The organism is Azonexus sp., assembly GCF_036170495.1.
Taxonomy (GTDB): Bacteria; Pseudomonadota; Gammaproteobacteria; order Burkholderiales; family Rhodocyclaceae; genus Azonexus.
Map to the genome: position 1 here is coordinate 1 of NZ_JAVHPH010000359.1, position 11,043 is coordinate 11,043.

The window sequence follows — 11,043 nt, forward strand, 5'->3', positions numbered from 1 at the left end:
CGCAGTGGAATTTCTTCACCGGCAACTTCCAGGAATACGAGGAAGACAAGAAACGCCGCCTCGGCGAAGAAGGCGCCAAGCCGAAGCGGATTCGCTACAAGCCGATCACCCGCTAAAAACGAATGGCCGGAATTTCAATTTCGGCCATTTTTTCGGTTGACCGTGGAAACCACGCTCCACCGAAAGCACAACGCAAAACGGGCGCCACTTGGCGCCCGTTTTTTCTTCTTCCCCCCGCCGTTGCGGAAGGCCGAAACGTGAAGTCTTAGTGCTTGAGACTGGCTGAGAAAACCGCCTTGGACTTCTCGGAAAAATGGAATTCGTTGAAAGCGCGGGTAATTTCGGCTTCGTTGCGGCCTTCGGAATGATCTTCGAAACTGATGCCGATGACCTTGCCGTTGGCAGCCAGAGTCTGGAAGGCGAAACGCCAGCGTTGTGCTTCAGCCAGCCGCTCGCGCAGTTCGGCTTCTTTGGAAATCGTAATACCGGCTTTCTTCAGGGAATCCAGGAATTGTTCGAAGGATTCGTTGCTCAGACTGCCCATTTATATCTCCGTAGTTGTGCGGTGTTTGATCACCATGAGCCGAATAACGACTCGACTTTGATTCGGTTGACACGAAAGTGATAGAAATTTGAATGCGATAATGTCGCCCCATGAAGAAGCCAAACATCACCGCTGACATTCCTGAAATCCGTCCCGGGCAGTCCATCGAACTGCTCAAGGAACTCCACATCCTCACCCGTGACGGCAAACTCAATCAGGACACGCGACGCAAGCTCAAACAGGTCTATCACCTCTACCAGTTCATCGAACCGCTGTTGGATGGCGCCGAGACCCTGGTCGACCATGGGGCCGGCAAGTCCTATCTCGGTTTCATCCTCTATGATCTCTGTATCAAGAATCGCGCCACCGGCGAGATCATTGGCATCGAAACGCGCCAGGAACTGGTCGAGAAATCGCGCGAACTGGCCGCCCGGCTTGGCTTTGAGCGCATGCGCTTCCTTGCCTGCACGGTCGAGGATTCGCTGACTGTCCCCGATCTGCCAGCCAGCGTCGATGTCGTGACAGCGCTACACGCCTGCAACACGGCGACCGACGACGCCATCCGTTTCGCGCTGACCAAGAACGCCCGCCATATCGTCCTCGTCCCTTGCTGTCAGGCCGAAGTCGCCGCCACCATGCGAGCCCGGAAGAACGAATCGCTGTCGCAAAAACCGCTGTCCGAACTTTGGCGACACCCCATCCACACCCGCGAGCTCGGCAGCCACCTGACCAACGTGCTGCGCTGCCTGCTGCTGGAAGCGCATGGCTACGACGTCACGGTCACCGAACTGGTCGGCTGGGAACACTCGATGAAGAACGAGCTGATTGTCGCTTCGAAGCGTGGCACCCCGCGCAAGAACGCCCGCGAACGGGCCGAAGCCATTCTGCACGAGTTCAATATCGAAGAACTTGCCCCGCGTTTCACGTACTAAGGCGCCATGACCCGAATTCAACACCCGCTCGAACTCCTCGCCCCGGCCAAGAACGCCGATTTCGGCATCGAAGCCATCAAGCACGGCGCCGACGCCGTCTACATCGGTGGCCCGGCTTTCGGTGCGCGTTACGGCGCCGGCAACGATGTCGCCGAAATCAAACGGCTGTGCGATTTTGCCCATCGCTACCGGGCCAAGGTCTTCGTCGCGCTCAACACCATCCTGCGCGATGACGAGCTTGAAGACAGCCGCCAACTGGCCTGGCAGCTTTACGAAGCCGGGGCCGATGCGCTGATCATCCAGGACATGGGTTTGCTCGAACTCGACCTGCCGCCGATCCAGCTCCACGCCAGCACGCAGACCGACAATCGCAACGCCGACAAGGTCAAGTTTCTCGAAGATGTCGGCTTCTCGCAGGTCGTTCTGGCGCGCGAATGCAGCTTAAACGAAATTATCAAGATTGCTTCGCAAACCAATGTTTCGTTGGAGTATTTTGTTCACGGCGCGTTGTGCGTTGCGTTCAGCGGCCAGTGCTACATCAGCCAGGCCCACACCGGGCGCAGCGCCAACCGCGGCGAGTGTTCGCAGGCCTGCCGCCTGCCCTACACGCTGGTCGACGACAAGGGCAAAACCATCACCGAGAACCAGCATCTGCTCTCGATGAAGGACAACAACCAGACTGCCAACATGCTCGATCTGGCCCGCGCCGGCGTCTGCTCCTTCAAGATCGAGGGCAGGCTCAAGGACCTCAGCTACGTCAAGAACATCACCGCGCACTACCGCGGACTGCTCGACGAGATCATCGCCAACCACCCGGAATTCACGCGTGGCTCAAGCGGCCGCAGCACCTATACCTTCACGCCGCAGCCGGACAAGACCTTCAACCGGGGCTACACCGATTATTTCGCCAACGACCGTCAGGACGACATCGGCGCCTTCGATTCGCCGGCCTTCGTCGGCGAGCTGATCGGCGAGGTTGTCGAGATCGGCGACGGTTCTTTCACGGTCAATGCCGAAAAGCCCTTCAACAACGGTGACGGCGTCTGTTTCTACGACGCCCACGGCGAAGTCGTCGGCATGCGCATCAATCGGGTAGAAAGCGGCGCCGATGGCACAACCCTCTTCCCGGCCGAAATGCCCGAAGAACTGACCGAAGGCGCCAGCCTCTTCCGCAACCGTGACCAGGAATTCGAGCGTTCTCTGGAAAAGGAATCAGCCGACCGCCGCATTTCGGTCAAACCGGTGCTGACCGAAACCGAAGACGGCTTCGCGCTGACGCTAACCGACGAAGATGGCGTCATTGCTACGGTCAACCGGAAAAACGGGCCAAAATCAGAATGGCAACTGGCCCAGAACCCCGAAGCCGCGATGGCCAAACTAACGGAAAACCTCGGCAAATTCGGTAACACCATGTTCGTCGCCGAGCCGGTTGAGTTGAAGCTCAGCCAACCCTGGTTCCTGCCCGTCAGCGCCATCAATGCCCTGCGCCGCGAAACCACCGAACAGCTCGAAGCCGCCCGCATCACAACCCACCCGCGCCCGCCACGCGCCACGCCGGCCACCAACCCGGTGCCCTACCCGCAGGAAGAACTGACCTATCTCGGCAACGTCTTCAACGCCAAGGCCCGCCAGTTCTACGAGAAACACGGCGTCAAGCTGATCGAGGAAGCCTACGAGGCCGGCAACGAAAAGGGCATGGTCTCGCTGATGATCACCCGCCACTGCCTGCGCTACAGCTTCAACCTCTGCCCGAAAGAGGTAAAACACCTCAAGCCGGACCCGATGACGCTGATCAACGGCAACGAAAAGCTGATCCTCAAGTTCGACTGCAAAGCCTGCGAAATGCACGTCGTCGGCAAGATGAAGAAGGGCGTGACGCTGAATCTCGGCACCATCCGTCCGGCATAGCACCCCCTAAAACCCCCATGAAACCGACCTCCTGCCCCTCCTGCCGGCAAATGATGACCAAGCAGCGTTTTGAGCGCCTGCTTCACGGCGAAGTCGTCCTCGACATGTGTTTCACCTGCCAAGGCATCTGGTTCGACGAGTACGAAAGCGTCCAGATCACGCCCGGCGGCATCGTTAAGCTCTTCAAGCTGCTGCATGAGCACCACGATGACCAGCGCCAGCCCCTGCGCGAACCGCTGCAATGCCCGCGCTGCAATGAAAGACTGCTGCACGGCCTCGATGTGGCCAAGCATGGCGGCCAGTTCAACTACCACCGCTGCCTGCAAAAACACGGCCGTTTCACCACCTTCGCCCAGTTCATGATCGAAAAGGGCTTCGTCCGCCAACTCAACCCGGCCGAAATCAACGAGCTGTCGGCCAAGGTCGGCATCATCCGCTGCATGGGCTGCGGCGCCCCGGTCGATATCCGCCAGGACCACGTCTGCGGGCATTGCCGGGCACCGATCACCATCCTCGACCCGTCGGCCGTCGAACAGTCACTGGCCCGCTACCAGCACGCCGAAATCCGCCGGACAACGCGCGATGTCGAACTGCTCGGCGACGCCATCGTCATGCGCGAACGCGAGAAATCGCGCCAGAAACGCCTCAAACCGGAGCCGGAAAACGCCGGCATTATCGACGCCATTGACCTGCTGGCAGCGGGCGCCGAATTTGTCTGGGCGCTGATCAAGCGTTGACTAAAAAGCGAGCCGAAGCTCGCTTTTGTGGGGCGCAGCCAGCGATTACTGGACGCGAATCTCGACCCGTCGGCCCTCTTCCGCACGCCCCGTCCCCAGCGTCGATTCCGGCTTGCGAAACTTGATCCGCTCGGCAGCAACACCGCCCGCCACCAGCGCATCGCGCACCGACTGCGCGCGGTGCTTGGCCAACTGGGCATTTTGGGCCGGATCGCCGGAAGTATCGTGGAACCCGGAAAGCAGCACGATGGCGTTGGGGTTGGCCGCCAGCGCCTCCAGCGTCTTGGCGACGACGCCCTTGTCCGCCTCGTCGAGCACCGCAGCGCCAAGGGCGAAATAAACCTTGGCCAGCGCCTCGCCAACCGGTGCGATCTCAGCCTGTTCGGCAACGGGCTTCGCCTTGGCCAGAACACTCTTGCCGGCGCTGGCGCCATAAACCACCGCGACAACGGCCAGCGCGATCCCGGCCAACACCCCGACGATTACCGCGGTTGATTCGTCTTCATCATTAGCAGCCATAGTCACCCCTCGAAAAAGTTGCTCAAAACCGGCGAAAACGTCAGCGAATTCTATGCCAAATCACTATCAAAGAGGACTCTCGGCGCCAGCTCGACGTGATCCTGATCGCCCCCCAGCCAGATCACCCCATCCTGAATCGTGCATTTCAGACGCATGCCGCGTGCCGCCAGCGACGCCAGCGCCTTGCCCTCCTCCACGCTCAGCGCCAGCACGCGCAAATTCTTCTGCCCGGAGACCTTGCCCTGGGTCTGTTGCCACCACATTTCAGCGGTCCGCCCGCCATAACTGAGCACCATCACATGCCGTGAGCGGTTGCAGGCCCGGCGAATCGCCTTTTCGTCAGGCAGCCCGACGTCGATCCAGCGCTCGATGCTCCCGGTCGCGTCCAGATCCTGCAGGTCCGCCTCATCCTCGGTCGCCGACAGGCCGCGCCCGAAAGTCAGCGTCTCCGACGCATTCAGCGCAAAGGCCAGCAGGCGAACCATCATCCGCTCGTCGGTTTCCGAAGGGTGACGGGCAATGGTCAGCGCGTAATCGCCAAAATGCGAACGGTCGAGGTCGGCAAGTTGTAATTCGGCCTTGAAAATAGTGGATTTAAGCGCCATGGCTGCCCCGGAAAAAGGGCGAATTATCCCATGCGGACGGGAACCCGGCAGCCAGCAATGCGGTCCATTGGCCAACCGATCTTAAAGTCTATAATCAGCGTTTTCTGATAAACGAGACTGCCATGCGCCACCTTCTCCTAGCCTGCTTGCTCGCTGCCACCAGCGTCGCCCACGCCGAAGTCATCGACATCGACAACGCCCAGCTCGACAAACTGCGTCAAAGCGGCGTCCCCGTCGTCGACATCCGCCTGCAATCGGAATGGGAAGAAACCGGCATCGTCGGCGGCAGCAAACTGCTCACCTTCTTCGACGAAAAAGGCCGCGCCGACGCCGCCGGCTGGCTCGAAAAGGTCAAACCCATCGCCAAGCCGAACGAGCCGCTCATCGTCATCTGCCGCAGCGGCAACCGGACCAAGGCCGTCAGCCAGTTCCTCTCGCAACAGGCCGGCTACACCACGGTTTACAACGTCAAGTCCGGTATCAAAGGCTGGATAGGCGCCGGCGGCCCGGTCGTCCCGGCAACGCAAACCATCGCCTCCTGCAAGGCCGCGAAAACTTGCTGAACCACGCCGTCGACCGCAAAAGGTGCGCCAGTTGCGAGCACTGGCGCGGTTGGCGCCAACCCGGCAACGAGCCGGGAACCGTCATCATCGAAGCCGAAACCTCGGAAGGCCTCTGCCAGGACGGCGGCTGGGACAACTCCGAACGCCGAGCCCGCTCGGCCTGCGGGCATTGGCGGATTTGGGAAGTGCTGAATCAGGCGGCGCCATAAGCCAGCATCCCGCTTGCCACGGTCAACCGGGAAAAATGCCCAAAATTGAAATCGGGTAGCGCAAGCGTTTATACTCACTTACAAATTACGTGCGTATAATTTCGCCATGAAACGACTTTCTGAAACCTGCGCCACCTTGTATGCCGACCTCAAGGACCGGGCCTGCGGGGAGTCGGGCCGACTGCCTCCGGGCGGCGCGTTCACCAAGAAAACCGTCAACGGAGGGATCTACTGGTACTACCAGACACCTCAGGTCGACGGGCAACGGCGGCAAATCTCGCTGGGCAGGGAATCCGATGAATTGCTGGCAAAAATTGACCAGTGGCGGACAGCGCAGTCAGATGCCGCAGGCCTGAGCGACGCGCGCAAACGACTCGTCGCCATGTTGGGCGTAGGTGGTGCCCATCTCGAGCCAGGGCGCCCCGCAAAATTGCTGTCACGCATGAGCCAGGCGGGCCTGTTTGATGCCGGCGGCGTCCTCGTTGGTTCCTTTGCCTTCGCTTGCTACGGAAACATGCTGGGAGTGTCCTTCGGCTCGACCCTGATACGAACAAGCGACATGGACTTCTCCCCGGAGCGGGAACTCGATATCGGCCTCCAGCGCTCAATACCGGACGATCTTCGGCTAGCCGAGCCGGCCCTCAAGTGGCCGCCACAACTGCTACCAAGTTCTCCCCCCTTCAACCTGATCGCCCCTGACGGCTTCAAGGTCGAATTCTTGACCGCACAACACGCTGCGACAGAGCGAACACCCGTGCTCATAGACCGCTTCTCTGTTCACGCCATGCCGCTTCCTTACATGGACTACCTTCTCAACCAAACGCAGGATGCCGTGGTCCTCAACGGCGCGGGAATCCCGGTAAAAGTCCCGAACCCAGCGAGGTTCGCACTTCACAAGCTGGCCGTTTCCCAGTTGCGTCCGGTCGGTGAGAAAACAAAATCCGACAAGGACATACGCCAGGCTGAGCAACTCCTGGAAGTACTACTGGCCGACAACCCGGGTTCCGCGATGCTCGCCGCCGATGCCGTCAACGAACGGGAAGACCTTCTCGGAAACTTGATCCTCAAAGGTGTAAGTCGCTTACCAGCAGAAATGCGGGAGTCCTTGCACGACTGGGTTCACGAGAAGGTTTGGGATGCCGAACTTGGCAAAGCCATCCCTGGAGAGCCGCAAGAACAATGACCTCAGGCGGAAGGTCACGGTAAACCGGAAAAAATGGCTAAAATTGAAATGGGGTTGAGGCGCAGGAAATGCCGAATCAATCAGCCCTCAATAAAACCGTGGGCTGTCCCCTATTATTCGTTGAGGAACAAAATATGCAAGACGAATGGTGGTACTCAAGAAAAGATTCCAGAAAAGGACCCGTATCAATAAACGCGCTGCGGCAAATGCTTATCGAAGGAACGGTAACGACAAGTAGTATGGTCTGGAAGGAGGGCATGCCAACATGGGCGCCGCTCGCTGAAGTTTCTGAGCTTGATCATATTGTTGGGGCATTGCCCCCGGAGTTACCTCAAGCAAGAAAGCAGAAAGATGTCAATGTGCTATCTCTTGCGGGCCCTTGGCGTCGCTTTCTTGCCCGAATGATTGATCTCTGGGTCATCGCGCTGCCTACAGCTTTTCTGACGGCGTATGTTCTTTCATCACTGTCATCAAGTTTCGCTCTCTGGACTCAAAGGCCAGGATCTGAATACGTTTTTGGTTGGTTCTTGACGCCACTGATACTCGCCATTGAGGGCGCTATCTTTGGTATCTTCGGAACCACTCTTGGAAAGGGACTTCTTGGCATCAAGGTGACAACCATGTCCGACCAGCGGCCAACCGCCATGCAATATTTTCAACGACAGATCGGCGTCTTCTGGTACGGCCTCGGCACGGGGTTTCCGTTGGTTAGTCTCTTTACTATGGCTAAACAACATGGGCGCCTTAAGTTAAAGCAGGCAGCGAGATATGATCTTGACCGATTTAGCGTCAAAGGATCTGAACTCGGGCCTCTGCGAATGATTGCTGCTGCATTGATTGTGGCTGTACTGTTCGTCATAAATGCAGGTCTACAAAGCATCACACGCCCATCAGGGCATGAGTGGGAAAACGATCCAATAGTTGACCAGCCTAAGACGAAATCCGGCGCTTCTGAGAACAAATTATTGAGTGATGATGAGGTGTTTGGTCGCGCCAAGTGAGGTTCATGCTACCTGTTTTTCTAAGCACTACTAAGCACTAAGTACTTAGGTATTCTCTGAAAAACCTGTCGACGTAACGGGATGATGATGCGTTATGCGTAGAACCCCACCAGCGAAAGGGGTCAGAGTCATTTACGTTATTCACACAACTGACTGCAAGCCCAGAAGCCAAATATCCAAAAAGCCCAGTTTTTGAACTGGGCTTTTTGCTTGTATTTCTGGCTCCCCGACCTGGGCTCGAACCAGGGACCTACGGATTAACAGTCCGGCGCTCTACCGACTGAGCTATCGAGGAACGGTACTGTCGGCCGTGCGGCTGACAGGGCGCGGATTATATACAAATCCGCGGAGAGGCCGCAATAGAGAGCGTCTTGCAGCGGTAAAAAAATTGAAAATCAGGCTTTTCCGTCGTCGACCGCAAGATCGGGATTCACCGGCAGTTTGCCCGCGGCCTTCAACTCGGCTTGCCGGGAAGCCCTGAGGGCCGGCGTTTCCAGGCTGATGCGGCCGAGGGCGCCGGAGCGGTAGTCGAGGATCAGGATGGCAGCGGCTCTTTCCATATCGATTTCGCCGCCCCGCCCTTTGATGACGCAGCCGCGCTTTTTGCCGATGGCTTCGATGACGCCGACGGCATCCATGTTTTCGGTGGCAAAGCCGTAGCGCGCCATGAGCAGCTTGGGGTAGGCCTCGAGCAGGTAGGTGGCGAGCCAGGTGCCGACTTCTTCGTCGATGTAGGCATTGATGCCGACGGCGTGGCTGGCGGCGAGCATGAGGCCGTCGATGGGGTGGTCGATCTTCGGCCAGAGCATGCCCGGAGTGTCGTAGAGGGTCAGGCGGTTGCTGATGTCGATGCGCTGCTGGGTCTTTGTGACGGCCGGCTGGTCGCCGACGGCGGCGACTTTTTTCTTGACCAGGGCGTTCATGAGCGTCGATTTGCCGACGTTGGGGATGCCCATGATCATCAGGCGCAGCGGCTTGACGGCGTCGTTGCGGTGCGGCGCCAGCTTCTGGGCCAGACCGGGGATGCGTGCCACGTCGCTGGCTTTCTTGCACGAAATGGCGACAGCCTTGACGCCGGGCTGGGCGTCAAAATAGGCGAGCCAGGCTTTGGTCGCTTCGGGGTCGGCCAGATCGGCCTTGTTGAGCAGCTTGAGGCACGGGCGCTGACGGAAGACGCGCAGCTCGTGGATCATCGGATTGCTGCTCGCCTGCGGCAGGCGAGCATCGAGGACTTCGACGACGACGTCGGCCACGGCCAGCGTTTCGCCGGCCTTCTTGCGGGCCTGGGTCATGTGCCCCGGGAACCATTGGATGGACATTTTTATTCTTTCTATTTTTAGCCGCCAGTGACCGGCGGGAAGAAGGCGATTTCGTCGCCGTCCTTTAATGTGGCATCGAGTTTTGCCATGTCCTGATTGACAGCGCAGCGCAGGTTTTTGGCGGTGGCTAGCTGGTCGCGCCCCTGGCCGACCAGCCAGTCACGCAGGCCGCCGACGGTGGCAATGCCGGCCGGCAGCTCGACAGTCTCGCCTGGCAGGCCGAGGGCCTCCTTGAGGCCGGCGAAGTAGAGAACTTTGACGCTCACGACAGCAGCTCCGCAAAGGATACAAAGCGCACCGTGTCGCCGACGGCGATGGTGCTGCCCGGCGGGTTGAGGACCAGCCCGTCGCTCGAGCACAGCGAGGTGACGACGGCCGAGCCCTGGTTTTTGTACAGCTCGACGGCGCCGTTGTCGTTGAGCCAGCCGCGCAGGAATTCGAGGCGGGCGCCGTCTGCCCTGCCCCACACCGAGGCGGACGGCAGATTCAGGATGCGCGGCGAAACGCTGGCCGCCCCCTGCAAACGCAGGATGAACGGACGAACCATGGTCAGGAAGGTGACGAAGGCGGCAACCGGGTTACCGGGCAGGCCAAGGAACCAGGCTTTGCCGCTGCTGATTCCATCCTGTTTGCGGATTTCGCCGAAGGCCAGCGGCTTGCCGGGCTTGATGGCGATCTTCCACATATCGAGCCGGCCTTCTGCTTCGACGGCTGGCTTGACGTGGTCTTCCTCGCCAACCGAGACGCCGCCGCTGGTCAGCACCAGATCGTTGTCGGCAGCGGCACGGCGCAGGGCGTCGCGGGTGGCATCGAGCGTATCGGCGACGGCACCGAGGTCGCGCACTTCGCAGCCCATGCCTTCGAGCAGGGCGCGCAGCGCGTAGCGGTTGGAGTTGTAGATGGCGCCCGGCGGCAGCGGTTCGCCCGGCTGGACAAGCTCGTCGCCGGTGAAGAAAACGCCGACGCGCACCCGGCGGTAGACCGGCAGTTCGGGCAAGCCAGCCGAGGCGGCCAGGGCGATTTCCTGCGGGCGCAACTTGACGCCGGCTTTGAGGATTTCGGCACCGACCGAGATGTCTTCGCCGGCCCGGCGGATGTTCTCGCCTTCACGCGGCACATGGTTGATGACCACGCCATTTTCGCCGTGCTCGCAGCGTTCCTGCATGATCACGGCGTCGGCGCCGGCCGGCACCGGGGCGCCGGTGAAGATGCGGGCGGCCGTGCCGGCTTCCAGCGGCGTGCCGACCGTGCCGGCCGGAATGCGCTGGCTGACCGGCAGGCAGACGCCGGCGGCGGTGATGTCGGCAACGCGCACGGCGTAACCGTCCATCGCCGAGTTGTCGAGCGGCGGGACGGCTACGGTCGACTGCTGGGAAACGGCCAAAATGCGGCCGGCGGCGGCGGTAATCGGCAGCGAGCGGATTTCCTCGACCGGCTGGGCAGCGGCCAGCAGCTTTTCCAGGGCTTCTTCAAAACTCAGCATGGGCGGGCCTGCAAATTTAGGTGGTTCATGACGAAATCGG

At 59.9% G+C, this 11,043-nt stretch carries 13 protein-coding genes and 1 tRNA gene; 7 read left to right on the plus strand and 7 right to left on the minus strand.

The window, feature by feature from the left end; translation table 11 throughout:
• Window positions 1-265: 265 nt before the first annotated feature.
• The gene (locus ADADOO_RS13200) at window positions 266-544 is read right to left on the minus strand and encodes a hypothetical protein (RefSeq protein WP_511277966.1); all 279 of its coding nucleotides are present in this window, start codon (window positions 542-544) and stop codon (window positions 266-268) included.
• A 110-nt stretch (window positions 545-654) separates the two neighbouring features.
• Between ADADOO_RS13200 and ADADOO_RS13205 the strand changes: the two genes are divergently transcribed.
• The 3 genes from ADADOO_RS13205 to ADADOO_RS13215 are packed head-to-tail and all read left to right on the plus strand — an operon-like array spanning window position 655 to window position 4,121.
• Complete coding sequence (locus tag ADADOO_RS13205) at window positions 655-1,476, plus strand: class I SAM-dependent methyltransferase (RefSeq protein WP_511277967.1); 822 nt, start codon at window positions 655-657, stop codon at window positions 1,474-1,476.
• Between the two features lie 6 nt (window positions 1,477-1,482).
• Window positions 1,483-3,384, plus strand: a complete 1,902-nt coding sequence (locus tag ADADOO_RS13210) for a peptidase U32 family protein (RefSeq protein ID WP_511277968.1) — start codon at window positions 1,483-1,485, stop codon at window positions 3,382-3,384.
• 17 nt (window positions 3,385-3,401) lie between these two features.
• A complete protein-coding gene (locus tag ADADOO_RS13215) occupies window positions 3,402-4,121 on the plus strand; it encodes a zf-TFIIB domain-containing protein (protein ID WP_511277969.1) in 720 nt (239 codons plus the stop codon).
• Window positions 4,122-4,166: 45 nt separating this feature from the next.
• On the opposite strand, the gene ADADOO_RS13220 is transcribed toward ADADOO_RS13215, so the two are convergent.
• The gene (locus ADADOO_RS13220) at window positions 4,167-4,640 is read right to left on the minus strand and encodes an OmpA family protein (RefSeq protein ID WP_511277970.1); all 474 of its coding nucleotides are present in this window, start codon (window positions 4,638-4,640) and stop codon (window positions 4,167-4,169) included.
• 50 nt (window positions 4,641-4,690) lie between these two features.
• A complete protein-coding gene (locus ADADOO_RS13225) occupies window positions 4,691-5,245 on the minus strand; it encodes a YaeQ family protein (protein WP_511277971.1) in 555 nt (184 codons plus the stop codon).
• 122 nt (window positions 5,246-5,367) lie between these two features.
• Between ADADOO_RS13225 and ADADOO_RS13230 the strand changes: the two genes are divergently transcribed.
• From ADADOO_RS13230 to ADADOO_RS13245, 4 genes are all read left to right on the plus strand, one after another.
• Window positions 5,368-5,808: a rhodanese-like domain-containing protein gene (locus ADADOO_RS13230; RefSeq protein WP_511277972.1), complete on the plus strand. Its 441-nt coding sequence runs from the start codon at window positions 5,368-5,370 to the stop codon at window positions 5,806-5,808.
• On the plus strand, window positions 5,802-6,017 hold the full coding sequence (locus ADADOO_RS13235) for a hypothetical protein (protein WP_511277973.1): 216 nt from the start codon (window positions 5,802-5,804) through the stop codon (window positions 6,015-6,017). The genes ADADOO_RS13230 and ADADOO_RS13235 overlap by 7 nt, the downstream gene beginning before the upstream one ends.
• Window positions 6,018-6,123: 106 nt before the next feature.
• Window positions 6,124-7,200, plus strand: a complete 1,077-nt coding sequence (locus ADADOO_RS13240; RefSeq protein ID WP_511277974.1) for a GSU2403 family nucleotidyltransferase fold protein — start codon at window positions 6,124-6,126, stop codon at window positions 7,198-7,200.
• Window positions 7,201-7,268: 68 nt separating this feature from the next.
• Window positions 7,269-8,201, plus strand: a complete 933-nt coding sequence (locus tag ADADOO_RS13245) for an RDD family protein (protein WP_511277975.1) — start codon at window positions 7,269-7,271, stop codon at window positions 8,199-8,201.
• Between the two features lie 219 nt (window positions 8,202-8,420).
• On the opposite strand, the gene ADADOO_RS13250 is transcribed toward ADADOO_RS13245, so the two are convergent.
• The 4 genes from ADADOO_RS13250 to ADADOO_RS13265 all read right to left on the minus strand — a co-directional run bounded on the left by ADADOO_RS13250 (window position 8,421) and on the right by ADADOO_RS13265 (window position 11,003).
• Window positions 8,421-8,496: transfer RNA gene (locus tag ADADOO_RS13250), tRNA-Asn, on the minus strand.
• A 100-nt stretch (window positions 8,497-8,596) separates the two neighbouring features.
• Complete coding sequence (ylqF, locus tag ADADOO_RS13255; RefSeq protein ID WP_511277976.1) at window positions 8,597-9,520, minus strand: ribosome biogenesis GTPase YlqF; 924 nt, start codon at window positions 9,518-9,520, stop codon at window positions 8,597-8,599.
• Between the two features lie 17 nt (window positions 9,521-9,537).
• Window positions 9,538-9,786 carry a molybdopterin converting factor subunit 1 gene (gene moaD / locus ADADOO_RS13260; protein WP_511277977.1) on the minus strand — a complete coding sequence of 83 codons (249 nt, stop codon included), beginning with the start codon at window positions 9,784-9,786 and terminating at the stop codon, window positions 9,538-9,540.
• On the minus strand, window positions 9,783-11,003 hold the full coding sequence (locus ADADOO_RS13265) for a molybdopterin molybdotransferase MoeA (protein WP_511277978.1): 1,221 nt from the start codon (window positions 11,001-11,003) through the stop codon (window positions 9,783-9,785). The genes moaD and ADADOO_RS13265 overlap by 4 nt, the downstream gene beginning before the upstream one ends.
• Window positions 11,004-11,043 lie beyond the last annotated feature (40 nt).